Annotated in this window: 14 protein-coding genes; 4 read left to right on the top strand and 10 right to left on the bottom strand. The window is 71.6% G+C overall.

Features of this window, described 5'->3' with window-relative positions; genetic code table 11:
* Nucleotides 1-8: 8 nt before the first annotated feature.
* Both ASF37_RS05130 and ASF37_RS05125 read right to left on the bottom strand, forming a co-directional pair.
* A complete protein-coding gene (locus tag ASF37_RS05130; protein WP_056579368.1) occupies nucleotides 9-1,055 on the bottom strand; it encodes an alanine racemase in 1,047 nt (348 codons plus the stop codon).
* Nucleotides 1,056-1,170: 115 nt separating this feature from the next.
* On the bottom strand, nucleotides 1,171-2,319 hold the full coding sequence (locus ASF37_RS05125; protein WP_056579366.1) for a peptidoglycan bridge formation glycyltransferase FemA/FemB family protein: 1,149 nt from the start codon (nucleotides 2,317-2,319) through the stop codon (nucleotides 1,171-1,173).
* Between the two features lie 124 nt (nucleotides 2,320-2,443).
* Between ASF37_RS05125 and ASF37_RS05120 the strand changes: the two genes are divergently transcribed.
* Nucleotides 2,444-3,367: a siderophore-interacting protein gene (locus tag ASF37_RS05120; protein ID WP_056579364.1), complete on the top strand. Its 924-nt coding sequence runs from the start codon at nucleotides 2,444-2,446 to the stop codon at nucleotides 3,365-3,367.
* 49 nt (nucleotides 3,368-3,416) lie between these two features.
* Here ASF37_RS05120 and murJ read toward each other — a convergent pair whose 3' ends face one another.
* Both murJ and ASF37_RS05110 read right to left on the bottom strand, forming a co-directional pair.
* On the bottom strand, nucleotides 3,417-5,180 hold the full coding sequence (gene murJ, locus ASF37_RS05115; RefSeq protein WP_082506406.1) for a murein biosynthesis integral membrane protein MurJ: 1,764 nt from the start codon (nucleotides 5,178-5,180) through the stop codon (nucleotides 3,417-3,419).
* Nucleotides 5,173-7,263: a DUF6049 family protein gene (locus ASF37_RS05110; protein WP_055961698.1), complete on the bottom strand. Its 2,091-nt coding sequence runs from the start codon at nucleotides 7,261-7,263 to the stop codon at nucleotides 5,173-5,175. The genes murJ and ASF37_RS05110 overlap by 8 nt, the downstream gene beginning before the upstream one ends.
* Before the next feature lie 110 nt (nucleotides 7,264-7,373).
* Here ASF37_RS05110 and ASF37_RS05105 point away from each other — a divergent pair, with 110 nt between their 5' ends.
* The 3 genes from ASF37_RS05105 (at nucleotide 7,374) to ASF37_RS05095 (ending at nucleotide 11,362) form a co-directional block, all read left to right on the top strand.
* Entirely contained in the window at nucleotides 7,374-8,816 is a 1,443-nt protein-coding gene (locus ASF37_RS05105) for a CCA tRNA nucleotidyltransferase (RefSeq protein WP_055961697.1), read from the top strand.
* Between the two features lie 824 nt (nucleotides 8,817-9,640).
* Nucleotides 9,641-10,585, top strand: a complete 945-nt coding sequence (locus ASF37_RS05100; RefSeq protein ID WP_056553607.1) for a DUF808 domain-containing protein — start codon at nucleotides 9,641-9,643, stop codon at nucleotides 10,583-10,585.
* Nucleotides 10,586-10,684: 99 nt separating this feature from the next.
* The gene (locus ASF37_RS05095) at nucleotides 10,685-11,362 is read left to right on the top strand and encodes a hypothetical protein (protein WP_055961691.1); all 678 of its coding nucleotides are present in this window, start codon (nucleotides 10,685-10,687) and stop codon (nucleotides 11,360-11,362) included.
* A gap of 168 nt (nucleotides 11,363-11,530) precedes the next feature.
* Here ASF37_RS05095 and ASF37_RS05090 read toward each other — a convergent pair whose 3' ends face one another.
* From ASF37_RS05090 to ASF37_RS17070, 6 genes are all read right to left on the bottom strand, one after another.
* Complete coding sequence (locus ASF37_RS05090) at nucleotides 11,531-12,817, bottom strand: ABC transporter substrate-binding protein (RefSeq protein WP_055961688.1); 1,287 nt, start codon at nucleotides 12,815-12,817, stop codon at nucleotides 11,531-11,533.
* Between the two features lie 76 nt (nucleotides 12,818-12,893).
* The gene (locus ASF37_RS05085) at nucleotides 12,894-14,042 is read right to left on the bottom strand and encodes a branched-chain amino acid ABC transporter permease (protein ID WP_055961685.1); all 1,149 of its coding nucleotides are present in this window, start codon (nucleotides 14,040-14,042) and stop codon (nucleotides 12,894-12,896) included.
* On the bottom strand, nucleotides 14,039-14,935 hold the full coding sequence (locus tag ASF37_RS05080; RefSeq protein ID WP_055961682.1) for a branched-chain amino acid ABC transporter permease: 897 nt from the start codon (nucleotides 14,933-14,935) through the stop codon (nucleotides 14,039-14,041). Before ASF37_RS05080 ends, ASF37_RS05085 begins: the two co-directional genes overlap by 4 nt.
* Entirely contained in the window at nucleotides 14,932-16,773 is a 1,842-nt protein-coding gene (locus ASF37_RS05075) for a long-chain fatty acid--CoA ligase (protein ID WP_056579362.1), read from the bottom strand. The genes ASF37_RS05080 and ASF37_RS05075 overlap by 4 nt, the downstream gene beginning before the upstream one ends.
* A complete protein-coding gene (locus ASF37_RS17075; protein WP_056579360.1) occupies nucleotides 16,770-17,654 on the bottom strand; it encodes an ABC transporter ATP-binding protein in 885 nt (294 codons plus the stop codon). The genes ASF37_RS05075 and ASF37_RS17075 overlap by 4 nt, the downstream gene beginning before the upstream one ends.
* Nucleotides 17,651-18,430 carry an ABC transporter ATP-binding protein gene (locus tag ASF37_RS17070; protein ID WP_055961676.1) on the bottom strand — a complete coding sequence of 260 codons (780 nt, stop codon included), beginning with the start codon at nucleotides 18,428-18,430 and terminating at the stop codon, nucleotides 17,651-17,653. The genes ASF37_RS17075 and ASF37_RS17070 overlap by 4 nt, the downstream gene beginning before the upstream one ends.
* Nucleotides 18,431-18,469: the final 39 nt, after the last annotated feature.

Here is an 18,469-nt window from a genome sequence, read left to right as displayed (position 1 = left end):
GCGGACCGTCAGTCCAGCACGACGCGGTCGAACGTGGCCGTCGTGTACCGCACCGCGCACGACACGGCGTCGCCCACGGCGGGTGCCGCGGCCGAGGCGGGCAGCAGCACCTGCGAGGCGTGCATGTGCGGCGGCTCGGCGAACCAGCGCTGCCGGCCGTCGACGGTGAAGGGGCTCAGCGCCAGCCCGGCCGCCTCGAGGCTGCCCTTGGCGAACGTCTTGCCCCGCTGGACCACGCCCACGCCCGCGCGGGGCGCCTCGAGGCCGACGCCGTGGCTCGTGCCGCCGGAGATCACCAGCAGGTAGCCGTCGCGCGGCATGGGGCGCTGGCGGTACCCGACGCGCTCGCCGCGCGAGACGCGGTGGACGTCGAGCACCCGGGCACGCACGTCGAGCGCTCCGAGGTCGCCGAGCCACAGCGACGTGCCCACGCGGGGCCGCACCGTGAGGCCGGGGCGCCGCTCGCGCAGCTGGTCGAGCTCGCTCGGACCGAGGTGCGACACGAAGAACGTCGAGGTCTCGAGCTGCGAGGCCTCCAGAGCGGCGGCCCACGACTCGGCCTCCGCGAGGTTGCTGCCGGTCATCGGCAGGTGGGCAGCGAAGCCCTCGACCTGCAGATCGTCGAGGGCGGCGACCGCCGCGGCCAGCTCGTGCCGGTCGAGCCCGTGGCGGGCCATGGAGGTCTCGCCCTCCACGACGACCCGGGCCCCCGGGCGCACCCGTGCCAGGGCGGTCACGTCCTCGACGCGACCGACCGTGTGCACGACGCGTGGGTCGGCGAGCGCCTGCTCCACGGCCGAGCCGTCCAGGAACGGACGCCACGGGCCGAGCACCATCACGTCGCCGCCGAAGGTCGCCAGCGCCTCGGGCACCTCGGCGTACACGCCGACCGCCACGGTGTCGGCACCCAGCGCGGTGCTCTCCGCCGCCAGTCGTTCGCGACCGAACCCGTACCCGTTGCCCTTGATCACCGGGACCAGCCCGGGCAGCCGCGCGGCGGTGGCCGTCAGGTGCCGACGCCACCGCTCGGTGTCCACGTGCAGCTCGAACGTCATCCTCGTCTCCTCATGTCGACGACTGCGTCGCCGTATTCGTCGCTCGGACGAAGCGCGATCACGCGCGCAGTGGGTGCGTGCGTCGAGAGGGCGTGGACGGCGCGTGCGTCGCGCTTCATCCTCGTCTCCTCATGTAGGCCGTGAAGGCGGCGTAGAGGGGGCGGTTGAGGGGGAGGTCCCACTCGCCGAGGTACTCCACCGCCTGGCCGCCCGTGCCGACCTTGAACTGGATGAGGCCGACGTGCGGGTCCTCGGGGTCGAGGGTGTCGGTGATGCCGCGCAGGTCGTAGACGGTGGCGCCGGCGGCCAGGGAGTCGCGCATCATCTGCCACTGCACGGCGTTCGAGCCGCGCACCTCGCGCTTGGCCGACGTGGACGCGCCGTAGGAGTACCAGGCGTGCGTGCCGACGCGGACGAGCGTCGTGGCCGCCACCAGGTCGCCCTCGTGGTGCGCCAGGTACAGCCGCATCCGGTCGGGGTCCTCGGCGTTCAGCGCGTCCCACATCGTCAGGAAGTAGCCGAGGGGGCGAGGCGTGAAGTGGTCGCGCTCGGCCGTCTCGGTGTAGATGCGGTGGAACGCCTCCACGTCGTCGCGCGAGCCGAGCGTGACCTCCACGCCGGCCTTCGCCGCCTTGCGGATGTTCCGGCGCCACAGCTGGTTCATCCCCGCCAGCACCTGGTCCTCGGTGAGTGCGGTGCCGTCGACGTCGGCGAGCGGGAGCCAGAAGTTGTACTGCGGCTGGCCCGCGCTGAACCCGCCCTCCGTGGCGAGCCGTCGCCAGCCGAGGTCGCTCAGCCGGTCGGCGACGGCCAGCGCGTCGGCGTCGTTGACGTCGGCCGGGACCTCGCCGAGCGTGCCGAGGGCGGAGTCGGCCACCGCGGCCTTGACGGTGGCGGCGTGCCAGCGTCGGGTGACGACGGGCGGGCCCATCCGGATGCCGAACGCCTTCTTGGCCTTGAGGTGCGCCGCGAGCGGTGCGAGCCAGGCGCCCAGGTCGTCACCGGCCTCGAGCCACGGCAGCACGGGCCCCTCGGGCAGGTAGGCGAGGAAGCGCTTGACCTTCGGGACCTGGCGGTAGAGCACGAGCGCGGCGCCGACGACGGCACCGGACGCGTCGACCCAGCCGACGGACTCCGCACCCCACTCGGCCTTGACCTGCGCCCACGCGGGGGTCTGCAGGAAGGAGACGGAGGGGCGGCTCGCGACGAAGTCGAGGTGCTCCTCGCGGGTGATCGTGCGGACGGTCACGGATGCGGGGCTCACCCGGCCGAAACTACCAGCGTCGAGCACGGCCGCAGAATCAGTTAGGCTAGCCTAAGCAAGTCCGTCGGGCGCCCCGTGCGCGGCGCTCGCGGCCACGCACCGCTCCCCAGCTCTCGGAGGAACCATGCCCACCGCCGCACCGGCGATCTGCACCGCCACCGTCGTCCGGAAGGTGCGGCTGTCGGCGCACCTGGTCACCGTGACGCTGCGACCGGACACCTTCGTCTCGACGGGCGTCCCGGACGAGTACGTACGGCTGCTGATCGCCCCCGCGGGCGCCGAGCTCGCGATCCCGGAGTACGACGAGAACTGGGTCATGACGCTGCCCGAGGGCGGTGTCGAGCCGGCCGCGCGGGTCTACACCATCTCCGACCACCGGGTGGTCGACGGAGCACCGGAGATCGACATCGACATCGCCGTGCACGAGCGCGGCGTCGGCTCGGACTGGGCGCGCAGCTGCGTCACCGGCGACCGGGTGGGCCTCATGGAGCCGCACGGCCTGTACGCCGCCCCCGACGACACGGCCTGGCAGCTGCTCGTCGCCGACATCACCGGTCTTCCGGCGCTGGCCCGCATCCTGCGTGGGCTGCGGCCGGGGCAGCAGGTCGAGGCCGTCGTGGTGATCACCGACGACCGCGACCGCATCGCCCTGCCCAGCCCGGCCGACGTCGACGTCCGCTGGGTGGTCGTGGACCGAGAGACCGACATCTGCGGCGCCCTCGAGGCGGCCGTCACCGAGCGGGACCTGCCCCGCGGGGGCGAGGTGAGCGCCGACGTCCCGGCCAGCCGGTACGTGTGGCTCGCCGGCGAGGCCAGGGCCAGCCGCGGCGCGCGACGTCGGCTCCGGCGCGACCTCGGCTGGCCACAGGCGGACTTCTACACCTGCGGGTACTGGCAGATCGAGGCCGAGCAGTGGAACGCCCGCTACGAGCAGGTGGCCGAGGAGGTGGACGCGCAGGCCCGGCAGGCGTACGTCGAGCTGGCCGACACCGACCAGGGCGCCTACCTCGACGCCATCGAGGAGATCTACGAGAAGGCCGGCCTCTGACGGGCCACGGTCGACCGGACCGCCGCGGTCACGGGTCCGGGGGTCGCACCTAGCGACGCAGGAGCGACCCGACGAGGTGCGACAGCTCACGCATCCTCACCACGCGGGCGGCGGCGAGGTAGCCGAGGCCACCCAGCGCACCGCCCACCGCGAGCACGAGGAGTCCGCCCTCAGGGGTGTCCCGCGGCACGCCGACGGAGTCGAGCGCGGCGGTGGCGCCGAGCATGAGCGCGGCGGCGACCCCGCACGCGACCACGAGCTTGAGCAGGAAGCGGCGGGTCTCGGCATCGACCAGACCGCCACCCAGCCGACGCGACAGCAGCGTCGTCGACAGCACGGCCCCCACGGCGTAGGCGACGCCGAACGCGAGGGCGAGCCGGGGCGCGAACTCGTCGGGCTCGGCCCCCCGCGTGAAGCCGATGGCCGCGGCGACGTTGACGGCGGCGATCACGACCTGGACGAGGAACGGGGTACGCGTGTCCTCGTCGGCGTAGAAGCCGCGCAGCACCATGTAGTGGATCGTGAAGAACAGCAGCGCGAGGGCGAACGCGGCCATGGTGGCGCCGATGGCCGGTGCGCTGACCCGCAGCGTGGGCGCGAAGCCGAGCACGGCCGCGGCGGGGACGCCCAGGCACGCCAGGGCGGCGGCCAGCGGGGCGATCACGGCCAAGGTGATGCGCGCGGTGCGCTGCAGCTCGAGCACCATCCGGTCGTACCGGTGGTCCTGGGCCAGGGCGGAGATCGTGGGGATGATCGCGGTCACGAGCGAGACGGTGATGACGCCGTGCGGCATCTGGCTCACGAGGTAGCCGAGGGCGTACACGTTGGCCCCGGCGCCCTCTGCGCCCTGGCTGGCTCCGGTCAAGGTGCCCTTCGAGCCGAGGCGCTGGACGACGATGTAGGCCACCTGGTTGGCGGCGATGAAGCCGAGCGTCCACAGCCCGAGCCGCAGGGTGTGGCCCAGTCCGACGCCGCGGAAGTCGAACCGCGGCGAGAACCGGAACCCGGCGGCACGCAGCGAGGGCAGCAGTGCAAGGAACTGCGCGACGATGCCGGCCGTGGCGCCCAGGCCCAGCAGGACCGCCTCGTTCGTCGTGAAGCCGCCGCTGCCCGCGGCGTGGCCGTGGACGACCAGGAACACGCCGAGCGACAGCATGGCCACGACGTTGTTGACGATGGGCGCCCACATCATCGGCCCGAACCGGCGGCGAGCATTGAGGATCTGGCCCACCAGCACGAACGCGCCGTAGAAGAAGACCTGCGGCATGCACAGGTACATGAGCAGCTGCGCCGACTCCCGCTGCGCGGCCAGCTCGGGCTCGAACAGCTCGGCGTCGAACACGACCCGCATGATGAGCGGGACGAGCGCGACGAGGGCGAGGGTCGCGACCCCGAGCACGAGCATCCCGAGGGTGAGGATGCGGTTGGCGTAGGCGTCGCCGCCGTCGGCGTCGGCGCGCATGGCGCGCACGAGCTGGGGGACGAGCACGACGTTGAACACGCCGCCGGCCAGCAGGATGTAGAGGGCGTTCGGGACGGTGTTGGCGATCTCGAAGAGGTCGCCGTTCAGCGCCGCACCGATCGTGAAGGCCAGCAGGAAGCTGCGACCCAGGCCGGTGAAGCGCGAGACGATCGTCCCGAGCGCCATCCAGGCGCTCGCCCGCGCGACGTCCGACTGGGCGGGTGAGTCCTCGCCGGAGGGATGCTCGGGAGGCAACGGTGCCTCGGGGGCTGCGGCCTCGTGGGCCAGGGCGTCGGCCGACTCGGTCTCGCCGGCATCGCCGCCGTCGTGGGGGCGGGGAGTCTCACTCATCGGGCTCGCCCCGTTCGAGCGCGTCGCCCCGGCCGCGACCGCGCAGGAACCGGCGGCCCAGCGCGAACAGCACGAACAGGCCCGCCGCCCCCATCAGGGCCCACAGCGCCATGCCGACCCGGCTGGAGCGCACGTTGAACGAGTCGGCCTGGCCGACCGGGGTGCCGCCGCTGGTGATGAGCTGCGCGGTGAAGGTCGACGACGTCTGCTCGCCGACGTCGACGGTGACGGTGAGCGTGCGCCGCTCACCGGCCTCGACCTCGACGGGCTCGACGTCGGGCACCGTGAGCGCCGGGTTGCTCGTGCTGATCCGCACCCCGACACGGACGGGGTCGTCGGTGTCGTTGCTCACGGTGAGCGGGAAGGTGCCCTGCGAGCTCGACAGCGTGATCGCCGGCGGCCCCTCGACCTGCAGCCCGTCGAGCGCGGCACGGGTGCGCCGCAGCTGGTCGACGGCGGCCTCCGCGCCCGTGTCGCGGTCGCGGCGCCACGCCACCGAGAGCAGCTCGGCGACGGTGCGGTCGGTGCGCGCCGTGACGTCGTCGGCGTCGACCACCAGGTCGGAGACGACCGATGCAGCACGCACGAGGTCCTCGACGGCACGCAGCTGTCGCCCACGCAGCGGCGTGGCGTCGGAGGTGCGCGGGACGGACCCCGTGTACGACGCGCGGCCGGTCGAGAGCAGGTCCTCCAGGTCGCTCGGCGTGACGAAGTCGGGCGTGAAGGCACCCGAGAACGACCCGGCCTCGGCGTCGCCGGGATTCCAGGTGGGGTCGAGGAGGACGAAGGCGTCGGCCTTGGACTGCCGGTCGCCTCGACGTTCGAGCGAGGCGAACGCGGCCTCGCTCACCAGCCGCTGGCGCAGGGTCGCCACGGTCTTGGAACCGGGCACGCCGACGTCGAGCCCGGCGTTGACGAACAGCGGGACCGGGCCCTCGTCGGTCCGGCGGGTGACGATGGAGCCCAGGCGCGGCTCCCAGTCGGGCACGGCGTCGCGGGTGACCACCACCGGCCGTTCGCCGCCGTCACGCACCTCGCTGAGCAGGCGCGACGTGACACCGGTGCGGGTGGGCCAGGTGACACGTCGCCCGGTGAGCTGGAACCGGGCCAGCGTGCCGGACGTGGCGCGGTCGACGGTGGCGGCGAGCTGGGCGGCGTCGTCGGACGTGCTGATGGCCAGCACGTCGGGTCGGGCGTAGTCCAGGGACCAGGTGGTGACCCGGCGGGAGAGCTCGGTCAGGTCCGTCAGGAAAGTGCGGGCAGCCGCACGCTGGACGGCGGTGACCTGCACGCCTTCCGGCAGTCGGCGGCCCTCGGCGAGGTCGTCGAGCCCGACGAGCAGGGCCGGGTCGAGCACGATGGTGGTGCCCGGGCCCGGGGCCTGCCGAGCCCGGTCGAGCAGGTTGCGCAGCTGGCCCCCGGGCGAGACGCGCTCGGCCAGGTCGGGTGCGTCGAGGTAGGTGCCGTCGGGGCCGATCCGGTCCGGCATGACGAACGGCCACACGAGACCACCCGGCACGCGGGGCGAGGTGTCGTCGATGCGCGGCAGGAACGTGGTGGCCCGCGCGATGGCGTTGGTGTCGCGGGTGCCGTCCTCACCGGTCGCGAGCACCTGCACGCCGACCGGGTAGACGCCCTCGGCGCCGTTGATCCTCAGGTCCTCGTAGGGCACCTGGACGCGGAACGGCCGGGTCGAGCCCGGCTCGAGGGTGCCCACCTCGTCGATCGCGTCGAGCTCCACGACGCGCTGGCCGGTGTAGGTGGCCTCGCTCTCCACGGCGTCGGTGACCTGCTGCCGGGTCGTGAACGGGGCGGGCGCGATCACCAGGTAGGCCTGCGCCTTCGTCCAGCGCTCGTCACCGGAGTTCGTGACGAGTCCGCTCAGGGTCACCGTGGCGCCGTCGCGCAGCTCAGTGGGGCTCACGCCGGTGATGCGGATCGAGACGTCGGGGTCGATGGCGGCCTGGGCGGCCGGCGCGCCGACGAGGACCGCACCCCAGCCGACCACGGCCGCGAGGACGGCGGCGACCCGGCGGTGGAGGGAGCGCGGGCCCGGACGCAGACGTCGGCCCGGGTTCGTCACCCGGCCCATCGTAGTGGCCGCACCTGTGCGCCCCGGGGACGCGGCACGTCGGCAGCGCCGCGCCCACCACGCACCCCGGCACCGGTGCCCGGACACTAGACTCTCCCCCCGTGCCCGACCCTCAGCCGACGACCGACGCCACCGCCGTGCGCGCGGCCGTGGCCGCGGTGCTGGACGAGCACCCCGTGCTCGCCGACCTGGGTGCCCTGTTCGAGGCCGCCGGGCACGAGCTGGCCCTCGTCGGCGGCCCCGTCCGCGACGCCCTGCTCGGCCGCGCGGTCAACGACCTGGACCTGACCACCTCGGCGCGCCCCGACGACGTGGAGCGCATCGTGGCCGGCTGGGCCGACGCCGTGTGGGACGTCGGCCGCGAGTTCGGGACGCTCGGCCTGCGCAAGGGTGGCGACCAGATCGAGATCACGACGTACCGGGCCGACGCCTACGACGTGTCGTCGCGCAAGCCGCAGGTGGCCTTCGGGGACCGGCTCGAGGGCGACCTGTCGCGCCGCGACTTCACGGTCAACGCGCTCGCCGTGCGGCTCCCGTCGGCGGAGTTCGTCGACGAGTTCGGGGGCCTCGCCGACCTCGCGGCCGGGCTGCTGCGCACGCCCGTGACCCCGGAGCAGTCCTTCAGCGACGACCCGCTGCGGATGATGCGCGCGGCCAGGTTCGCCTCGCAGCTGGGCTTCGGGGCCGACGACGCGACGGTGTCGGCCATGACCGCGATGGCCGACCGGATCGAGATCGTGTCGGCCGAGCGGGTGCGTGACGAGCTCGTGAAGCTGGTGTGCGGAGGCGACCCGGTGGCCGGGCTCCGCCTCCTCGTCGACACCGGTCTGGCCGAGCACGTGCTGCCCGAGCTGCCGGCGTTGCGGCTGACCGCCGACGAGCACCACCGTCACAAGGACGTCTACGAGCACTCGCTCACCGTGCTGGAGCAGGCGATCGAGCTGGAGCACCGGCTCGACCACCGTCCCGACTTCGTGGTCCGGTTCGCCGCGCTCGTGCACGACATCGGCAAGCCCCGCACCCGACGCTTCGTCGACGACGGCACGGTGACGTTCCACCACCACGACGTGGTGGGCGCCAAGATGACGCGCAAGCGGATGAAGGCGCTCCGCTTCAGCAACGACCAGATCGACCAGGTCAGCCTGCTCGTGGAGCTGCACCTGCGCTTCCACGGCTACGGCTCGGGGGAGTGGACCGACGCGGCCGTCCGTCGCTACGTGCGCGACGCGGGCGACCAGCTGGAGCGGCTGCACATCCTCACCCGCGCCGACTGCACCACCCGCAACCGGCGCAAGGCGCAGCGTCTGCAGCGCACCTACGACGACCTGGAGCGCCGCATCGAGGTCCTGGCCGCCCAGGAGGAGCTCGACGCGATCCGCCCCGACCTCGACGGCAACCAGATCATGGAGATCCTCGGCATCGGTCCCGGTCGCGAGATCGGCGAGGCGTACCGATTCCTGCTCGACCTGCGGATGGACCGCGGACCGCTCGGTGAGGACCTGGCTGCCGAGGCGCTGCGCGCGTGGTGGTCGGCGCGCGGCTGAGAGGCCTGCTCGTCCCCTCCTCGCGTCTCGCCGGCGGCTGACGTCGCACGGACCTGCGGCTACGTCGACGCGGCTCGACGTGGGGGCGTTCCCCGAAAGGCCTCGAGGGGGCGGTGGCGCCCGGGGCGGCCGAGCCCTCCGGCTGCCCCCATCGGTGGATCGTCAACATCTGGCGGGGTCCTGCGGTTGCTGAGCCACCGATCCAACGGCGGGGCCGCCCTCAACGGTGGATCGTCAACCTTTGGAGTGGTGCTGTGGTTGCTGAGCCACCGATGCCCCCCGAGCGGTGACTTCTCCACCCTTTGCCCCACCGAGCGGTGACTTCTCCACCTTCTCGGTGCTGAGAAGGTGGAGAACGCACCGCCCGGGTGGACAGGCGCACTGATTCGGTGGAGAACGCACCGCCCGGGTGGGCAGGCATACCGATTTGGTGGAGAACCCACCGCTCGTGGTGGAGGAAGCCCTCCTCACATCCCGCAGGCCCGGTCGCGACGCTGGGCCCCGCCTGGTCGAGGCCTTTCGGAGGCCGACCCGGCCAGGAGCCGCGGCAGCGCAGCCCCACCCCGGCGAGGAGCCGCGCCGGCGGCAGCCCCACCGAACCGAGGAGCCGCGCCGGCGCAGCCCCACCCCGGCGAGGAGCCGCGCCGGCGCAGCCCCACCCCGGCGAGGAGCCGCGCCGGCGCAGCCCCACCCCACCGAGGAGCCACACCGCCGCCCCACCCCCGCGGCAGCGGACCCCCACCCGGACGCGGAACCACCGCAGCACGGCCCGTACCCCCGCCGACCACCTACCCTTTCCCCATGACTGCAGTGAGAGCTCTCTGATGGCCGGCGGACTCGTCGCGCTCCTCGACGACGTGGCGGCCCTGGCGCGGCTGGCTGCCGCGTCCATCGACGACGTCGGTGCTGCGGCGGGACGCGCCAGCGCGAAGGCGGCCGGCGTGGTCGTCGACGACACCGCCGTCACCCCGCGCTACGTGCACGGGCTCGACCCGAAGCGCGAGCTGGCGGTCATCGGCCGCATCGCGAAGGGGTCGCTGCGCAACAAGCTGCTCGTCATCCTCCCCGCCGCCCTGCTGCTCAGCCAGTTCGCGCCGTGGCTGCTCACGCCGATCCTCATGCTGGGCGGCACGTACCTGTGCTTCGAGGGCGCCGAGAAGCTCTGGGAGAAGGTCTCGGGCCACCACCCGCCCGAGGAGCCGTCGTCGTCGCAGGGCGAGGACCAGGAGGCCACGGTGGTCTCCAACGCCGTGCGCACCGACTTCATCCTGTCGGCGGAGATCATGGTGATCGCGCTCAACGAGGTCGCCGAGGAGGCGTTCGTCTCCCGCGCCGTCATCCTGGTCGTGGTGGCCATCGGCATCACGGCGCTCGTCTACGGCGTGGTCGCGCTCATCGTGAAGATGGACGACGTCGGCCTCGCCCTCACCGAGCGCACGTCGAGCGTGGCGCAGAAGGTCGGCCGCGGTCTGGTCAAGGCCATGCCCAAGGTCCTCGCCACGCTCGCCACGGTGGGCGTCGTCGCCATGCTCTGGGTCGGCGGGCACATCCTGCTCGTCGGCACCGACGACCTCGGTTGGCACGCCCTCTACGACCTCGTGCACCACGCCGAGGAGGCCGTGCACGACGCCGTCTCCGGCGGCCTCGGTTCCGTGCTGGCGTGGCTCACCAACACCTTCTTCTCCGCAGTCATCGGGCTCGTCGTCGGTGCCGTGGTCGTGGCGGTGCTGCACCTCGTCGCGCGTCGGCGCGGCGCGGCCGCCCACTGACACGAGCGTCACGTCCCGGCCCGACGGCCGTGGTCACGTGCGGCGTTCCCGACCGCTAGGGTCCTGAGTGGGAAGAACACTCAACAATCGGGAGACACCATGACCATCCGTCGCGCGGGCATCGCCGCCGTCGCCACCATCGCGCTGCTGGGCCTGAGCGCCTGCGGCTCCGACGAGCCCGAGAGCGAGCCGACGTCGGCCGCCTCCGAACCGAGCGAGGAGGCCACGGAGGACGCCCCGGCGGCCACCGAGGGCTCACCGGCCTGGGCCAAGCCGTTCACGACCCCGGGCGAGAAGATCGCCACCGTCGAGGCGGGCGACGTGACCGTCGACGTCTACCAGGTGGGCACCGCCAAGGCCACCAAGACCGGCAACTTCGTCGACCCGGAGAAGAACGAGCCGATCATCGACGAGGGCGACGAGATCGTCTTCGTCAACTACGTGGTGACGAACAACGGCGATCCGATCGACCTGGGCTCCTCGCTGGTCGACGTCGAGTCGCGCTACGTCGACTGGCCGTACCTGCAGGGCATGGACGGCATCACCGACAGCGCGCTCTACGAGGAGCAGGACGTGCAGACGCTGGGCGTCTCCGAGATCGCCGATCCCGCCGTGTACACGCTCGGCAAGGGCGAGACCTTCGCCTACGGCGAGAACTTCCGGTACGAGAAGGGAACCGAGCTCGAGGTCGAGGTGCGCTACACGCCCGTCGACGCCCAGGGCGAGCTGCTGCACGACGACCGCGTCGAGGGTGAGGGCAAGGGCACCATCTCCTGATCCCTCCACCCACCATCGGAATCCCCCGCTCACCTCGGAGGGCCTCCGAGGGTGAGTGGGAGAGAACCGTGGTGAGCTCGCGATTCCCATCAGGTGATGGGAATCGCGAGGCCGCTGGGAACGACGAAGGGGCCCGGACCGCCATGGTCCGGGCCCCTTCGCGTCAGGTCACTGCAGGCTGAAGCACGGCTTGGAGAAGTCGTACGCCTCCGCCGTGGGGCCCGTGGTGAGGTCCTGCTCGAGCGACACTCCCGTGGGGGCGTCCTTGTCGACCTTGCTGATGACGCTCGATCGGAACGCCGACTCCGCGGGCTCGCCCGTGTTCTTGCCGGCCTCGTTGGGCAGCATGCCCTCGTAGTCGACCTCCTCGAGCGACTTCGCGGCCTCGACGAGGCTCTCGCGGGTGATGCCGCCGTCCTCGTCGGCCTGCTTCAGGGCTGCGAGGAGCGGGTAGCTCCAGGCCCAGCCTGCCGTGTAGCCGTCGCTCGGCGTCACGTCGCCCAGGGCCTCGCGCATGGCCTCGTGGCCCGGGGTGTCGGTGCCGAACGGACCCCACGGGCCCGCCTGGAAGTACAGCGCCTCGATGGCCGGAGCGGCTGCGGACTGCAGCAGCGCCGGGTTCCAGGTGGGGCTGGAGCCGACGACGGTCCCGTCGAAGCCCTCGGCCGCAGCGCCGCCGACGATCGCGGCCATCTCGGCCGGACCGGTCGAGATCACCAGGAGGTCGGGATCCTCACGGAGCACCGACGCGACCGTCTCGGCCTGCTGGTCCTGGCCGGGCGGTGCCTTGATCTCGACGTACTCGAGGTCGTTGGCCTCGGCCGCGGCCTTGACGCCGGCCGCGGCGTCTCCGCCGTAGTCGTTGTCGTAGCCGACGGCGGCGATCTTGCCCGCGACGTCGCGGTTCTCGACGGCCCAGTCGACGCCGTTCATGGCCTCGAAGCAGTAGTTGGCGCCGCTCTCCAGGATCTGGTCCTCGAACTCCCAGGCCGAGTTCCACGAGGCCGGCACGCCGATCACGTCGTCGGCCTTCATGTCCTCCAGGATCGCGAGGGTCTGCGACGAGCCGAGCGTCTGGCCCAGCGCCAGGATGTCCTTGCGGATCTCCTGGTACTTGCGGTTGTGGATCTCGGGGTTGTACTCGGCGTCCTGGACGTACTTCGTCACGTCCACGTCGTAGCCACCGACGCCGCCGTCCTCGTTGACCTTCTGCCAGAACGCCTTCTGCGCGTCCGTGATGGGCACGGCGAGCGGGGCGAACGGGCCCTTGGTGAGGTCGGAGATCACGCCCAGGTAGATGCAGCCGTTGTCGTCGTTCACGGCCTGCGGGCAGGCCTCGTCGGTGATGCCGTCGGCGGCGGAGTCGCTGCCGCCGGAGCTGCGGCAACCGGTGAGCACGAGTGCCGCCACCGCGGCACCGACGCCGGCGCGCAGCAGGTGTCGAGAGATTCTCATGACGTTCCTTTCGAGGGTGGCGAGGCGCGTCGTGCGTCCTCGTTCGGGGGATTCCCGCAGGTGCGGGGGACCGACGTCAGTAGGAGAAGGGCCACCCCTTCCAGTAGTTCCGCACCCGCATCCAGATGCCGAAGAGGCCGCGGGGCTCGAACACGAGGAAGAAGACGATGAGGGCGCCGTAGATGATCGCCTCGAGCTGGAAGACGGTCAGCAGGCCGCCGCCGACGGCGCTCGTGCTGATCAGCGGCACGTAGTGGGCGATCTCGGTGGAGATCCGCGGCAGCAGCGCGATGAACATCGCGCCCATGATCGAGCCGCTGATCGTCGCCACGCCGCCGATGAGGATCATCGCGAGGTACTGGATGCTCAGCAGCAGGCTGAAGGCGCCGGGCTCGAAGACGCCGACCACGGCGAAGTAGAGGGCGCCCGTGACGCCGGCGAAGAACGAGCTCATCGCGAACGCCATGACCTTGTACTTCGTGAGCGCCACCCCGATGACGGCCGCGGCGACGTCGCGGTCGCGGATGGCACCGAACGCGCGACCCACGCCCGAGCGGGCGATGTTGCGGCCGATGATCGCGAACACGATGAGGAACACGAGCCCGAGGAAGAACTGCTTCTGCTCGCGCGACATCTCCATGCCGAGCAGCGGCCCGGCCTGGGCGAAGTCGATGCCGAACAGCTCCAGCTCGGCGCCACGTCGGCCCACGCCGGCGCCGCCGGTGATGTCGCGGGCGTTGCGGAACACGTGGTCGCCGATGAAGACGATCCCGAGGGTCACGATGGCCAGGTAGAGGCCGCGCAGCCGCACCGCGATGGGCCCGACGACCAGGCCGGCCACGGCGGCGACGACGCCGGCGGCCGGCAGCCAGATCCACATCGGCAGCCCGTAGCCGAGCACCGGTCCGTCGGGGTTCCCGCCCAGCACGGCACCCGTGTAGGCGCCGAGGCCGATGAAGAACGCGTGCCCGAGCGAGACCTGTCCGGCGTACCCGGTGACGAGGTTCAGCCCGATGGCGCCGACCGCGGAGATCATGCCGAGCGCCAGCACCTGCAGCAGGTCGTCGGCGACCAGGAACGGCAGCAGGAACGAGAGCACCAGGATGACGACGAGCGAGCGTCGCTTGCCGGGCGTGTTGACGAGCGCGATGTCCTGCGCGTAGTCGGTGCGCGCGAGCGGACGGCTGCGCAGGCCGCCGCGTCGGAACGGGGAGGTGATGCTCATACCCGCTCCACCTCCTTGGTGCCGTAGAGCCCGTACGGTCTGACCAGCAGCACCACGAACATGAGGGCGTAGGGGACGACGAGGGCGAAGTTGGTGCCCAGCCACGGTGCGTACTCGGGCTGGTAGGTGGCGGTGATCGCCTCGACGATCCCGACCGCGAGCCCACCGATCACGGCCCCCTGCACGCTGTCGAGGCCGCCGATGATGATCGCCGGCAGCGCCTTGAGCGCGATCGTCCAGCTGGTCTGCTCGATGCCCGCCGCGCCCGCGGCGACGAAGGTCCCGGCGATGGCGGCGAGGCCACCGGCGATGCCCCAGGCGATCGCGAAGATCGTGCCCACGCGGATGCCCTGCGCGAGGGCCGTCTCCTGGTCGATCGCCGTGGCCCGCATGGCCAGCCCGGTGCGGGTGGCGCGGAAGAAGACGACGAGGCCCACGACGCACAGCGCCGTGACCGCGATCAGCCCGATCCGCTGGTAGGAGATCGACAGCCCGAGCAGCTCCAGCCGCTCGCTGCCGCTGGGGTAGGTGACGATCTTGGGCTGCGCGCCGATGTAGCGGTTGGCCACGATGCGCAGCACGATGTCGATGCCGATCGTGATGATCGCCAGCGTGAAGACCGGCTTGCCCACCATGGGGCGCAGGGCCACGCGCTCGACCAGCATGCCGACGAGCGCGCCGCAGACGATGCCGAGGAGCATGCCGATCCAGAACGGCAGGCCGAACTCGACCGTGAAGTGGTAGGTGAACAGACCACCGATGATCATCAGCGCCGGCTGGGCGAAGCTGATGACCTTCGTGGCCTTGTAGATCATGACGTAGCCCAGCGCCAGGAGGGCGTAGATCGCACCTTGGCCCACACCGTTCAGCACGGCCTGCAGGAACTCGGTCATGCGCGGCTCCGGTCGGTTGCGTACAGCTGGTCGATGAGGTCCTCGAACTGGGCGGTCACGGCCGAGCGGCGCACCTTCTGCGTGGCCGTCAGCTCGCCGTCGTCGTGGTCGAGCTCCTTCGGCAGCAGCGCGAAGGCCTTGATCGTCTCGACGCTGGCGAACTTGGTGTTGGTCTCGTCGACGACCTTCTGCACGAGGGCCCGGACCTCCGGCTTCTGGCTGAGGTCGCGGTACGTGGTGAACGGCATCTTCTGGCGCTGCGCCCAGTCGCCCACGGTGTCGAGCTCGATGCCGATGAGGGCGGTCAGGTACTTGCGCCGGTCGCCGATGACGATGGCCTCCTTGACGTACGGCGACGCCTTGAGGCTGTTCTCGATCTCGCTCGGGGCGATGTTCTTGCCGCCCGCGGTGATGATGATGTCCTTCAGCCGGTCGGTGATGCGCACGTACGTGCCGTCGACCCACTCGCCGACGTCGCCCGTGTGCAGCCAGCCGTCGGCGTCGACCGTGGAGGCCGTGGCCTCGGGGTTGTTCCAGTAGCCGGCGAAGGTGCCCTCGTGCCGGGTGAGGATCTCGCCGGTCTCGTCGTCGATGCGCAGCTCGATGCCGTCCTGGGGCTCGCCGACGGTGCCGAGCAGGACCCGGCCGCGGCGGTTGGCGGTGGCGATCGCACTGTTCTCGGTCATGCCGTACACCTCGTGCATCGGCAGGCCGAGGCCCATGAAGAACTCGAGCACCTCAGGGGCGATGGGCGCGGCGCCGGACGCGGCGTACCGCACCTTCGACAGCCCGAGCCGCTCGCGCAGCGCGCGGTAGAGGAAGACCCAGCCGACGGCGTAGGCCGCGCGGGTGGCCAGGGTGTGCCGGCCGCGATTGGCCACGAGGGTGCGACCGATCCAGCGCGAGACCCTCATCCAGAGCGCGAAGTTGGCGCGCTTGAGCCGCGATGCGCCCGACATCCGGATCTGCACGCCGGCCACCAGCTTCTCCCAGATGCGGGGGACGCCGAACAGCAAGGTCGGCTGGATCTCGCGCAGGGCCACCTGCACCGTGTCGATCGACTCGGCGAAGTTCATCTGCACGCCCGACGCGGCGCTCGTCCACACCGTGAACAAGCGCTCCGCCACGTGGCACAGGGGCAGGTACGAGACGGCGAGGTCCTTCTCGTTCGCGGCGGGGTCGATGAGCGCGTCGGTGCGCAGCCGCTCCACGACCCAGGCGATGTTGCCGGTCGAGAGCATGGCGCCCTTCGGCGGACCCGTGGTGCCCGACGTGTAGACGAGGGTGGCGAGGTCGTCGGGCTGTGCGGCGTCGACGAGCGACTCGACCGCGCCCGGGTGCTCCTGCGCGTGCGCACGCCCCGCGGCCATGAAGTCGTCCCACGAGACGAGTCGTCGGTCGTCGTAGCGGCCCCGGATGCCGCGCGGGTCGAGGTAGACGATCGTCCGCAGCTCGGGCAGGTCCTCGATCACCTCGAGCGCCTTGTCGAGCTGCTCCTGGTCCTCGGCGATGAGCAGCGACGAGCCGGAGTCGCGCAGCACGTGCAGCACCTCGGGCGCCGGGTTCGTCGTGTACAGGCCCACCGTGGCCGCGCGGACCGCGGTGATGCCGACGTCGCAGAACAACCACTCGGGCCGGTTCTCGCTGTGCACGGCCACGCGGTCGCCGACCTGCACGCCGGCGGCGAGAAGGGCGTGTCCCACGAGAACCGACTGCTCCCAGTAGTCGGCCCAGGTGATCTCCTCCCAGAGACCGAGGTTCTTCTCTCGCATCGCGACGGCGTCGGGGCTGGTGACGGAGCGTTCGCGCACGGCCTGCGCCAGCGTCGGGCGGCTCATCGCTGCTCTCCTGTGCTCGGGTCGGTGCTGGCCTCGGACGGGGCGTCGTCGGACAGGGGGGTGTCGTCGCCGACGCCCAGGTAGGCGGCGATCACGCCTGGGTGGTCCTGCACCTCGGCGGGCGTGCCCGTGGTGATCGGCTTGCCGAAGTCCATGGCCATCACCCGGTCGGCCAGGTCCATGACCAGGCCCATGTCGTGCTCGACGAGGATCATGGCGATGCCCAGCTCGCTGCCGACGTCGAGGATGAACCGGGCCATGTCCTCGGTCTCCTCGCCGTTCATGCCGGCGACCGGCTCGTCCAGCAGCAGGAGCTTGGGGTCCATGGCCAGGGCGCGGCCGAGCTCGATGCGCTTCTGCACGCCGTACGGCAGCATCCCGACGGGCAGCTGGCGGTAGGCCTCGATCTCGAGGAAGTCGATGATCTCCTCGACCTCGCGGCGGTTGCGCACCTCGGCCTTGCGGGCGCGGCCGAGCCAGGCGAGCGCCGACGGCCAGCCGTAGCCGAGCGCGTGGTGGCGCCCGAGCATGAGGTTGTCGACGACGTCGAGGTTGGCGAACAGCTCGATGTTCTGGAACGTGCGCGCCATGCCCATCGCGGCGATCGCGTGCGGCTTGGAGCCGAGGATCTCCTGCCCGAGGAAGGTGACCGATCCCTTCTGGGGCCGGTACACGCCCGAGAGCACGTTGAAGATCGACGTCTTGCCGGCACCGTTGGGGCCGATCACGGCGAACAGCTCGCCGTGGTGCACGTCGAGGTCGACGCCCTGCAGCGCCTTGACCCCGGCGAACGCCAGCTCGACGCCGCGCAGGCTGACGACCGGCTCGGCCGTGGCGCCGGCGTCGGGGCGGGGCGTGGGTTCGGTGAGCGAGTGGGTCACGAGAGCCACCTCTTGCGTCGCTTGTAGTGCTTGACCTCGCGGTAGGAGGTCGCGAGCTCTCCACGCCCCAGGTAGAAGTCGCGGATGTCGTCGTCGGCGAGCAGCTCGGCGGCCGGCTTGTCCATGACGACCTTGCCGTGCTCGAGCACGTACCCGTGGCTCGCGATCGACAGCGCCATGGTGGCGTTCTGCTCCACGAGCAGCACGGTCGTGCCGCGTCGGTTGATCTCGACCACGATGTCCTTGATCTGCTGGACGATGCGCGGCGCGAGGCCCAGGCTCGGCTCGTCGAGGAGCAGGTAGTCGGGCTTGGCCACGAGTGCACGGCCCATGGCCAGCATCTGCTGCTCGCCACCGGACAGGTAGCCGGCGATGTTGCGTCGGCGCTCGCGCAGCACCGGGAACAGCTCGTAGACCTCCTCGACGGCGTCGTTCAGGCTGCCCTTGCGGGTGTGACCGCCGACCTTGAGGTTCTCCTCGACGCTGAACTCCGAGAAGACCCGGCGTCCCTCGAGGACCTGCCCGAGGCCCGCCGCCACGATCTTCGGCGCGGTGAGCGTGTGCAGGGGGACGTCGTCGAGCGTGACCTGGCCCTTGGTGATGGCGCCGTCGTGCACGTCGAGCAGCCCGGACAGTGCGCGCAGGAGCGTCGTCTTGCCGGCGCCGTTGGCTCCGAGCAGGGCGACGATGCTGCCGCGAGGCACCTGCAGGCTCACGCCACGCAGCACGAGGACGACGTCGTTGTAGACGACTTCCAGGTTCTTGACCGCCAGCACAGGGTCCCTCTCGTCGGCTGCGGGGTTGCGGCGAACCTA

It is taken from the genome of Aeromicrobium sp. Leaf289 (assembly GCF_001423335.1).
Classification (GTDB): Bacteria; Actinomycetota; Actinomycetes; order Propionibacteriales; family Nocardioidaceae; genus Aeromicrobium.
Note: the sequence above shows the minus strand (reverse complement) of the source record. Positions and strands in the feature narration are given on the sequence as shown.

What these genes read in the sequence shown, in the direction of transcription:
- ASF37_RS05095 (WP_055961691.1), top strand. Translation starts at nt 10,685, where the DNA reads ATGACCATCCGTCGCGCGGGCATCGCCGCCGTCGCCACCATCGCGCTG.
- ASF37_RS05100 (WP_056553607.1), top strand. Translation starts at nt 9,641, where the DNA reads ATGGCCGGCGGACTCGTCGCGCTCCTCGACGACGTGGCGGCCCTGGCG.
- murJ (WP_082506406.1), bottom strand. Translation starts at nt 5,180, where the DNA reads ATGAGTGAGACTCCCCGCCCCCACGACGGCGGCGATGCCGGCGAGACC.
- ASF37_RS05090 (WP_055961688.1), bottom strand. Translation starts at nt 12,817, where the DNA reads ATGAGAATCTCTCGACACCTGCTGCGCGCCGGCGTCGGTGCCGCGGTG.
- ASF37_RS05120 (WP_056579364.1), top strand. Translation starts at nt 2,444, where the DNA reads ATGCCCACCGCCGCACCGGCGATCTGCACCGCCACCGTCGTCCGGAAG.
- ASF37_RS05085 (WP_055961685.1), bottom strand. Translation starts at nt 14,042, where the DNA reads ATGAGCATCACCTCCCCGTTCCGACGCGGCGGCCTGCGCAGCCGTCCG.
- ASF37_RS05075 (WP_056579362.1), bottom strand. Translation starts at nt 16,773, where the DNA reads ATGAGCCGCCCGACGCTGGCGCAGGCCGTGCGCGAACGCTCCGTCACC.
- ASF37_RS05080 (WP_055961682.1), bottom strand. Translation starts at nt 14,935, where the DNA reads ATGACCGAGTTCCTGCAGGCCGTGCTGAACGGTGTGGGCCAAGGTGCG.
- ASF37_RS05130 (WP_056579368.1), bottom strand. Translation starts at nt 1,055, where the DNA reads ATGACGTTCGAGCTGCACGTGGACACCGAGCGGTGGCGTCGGCACCTG.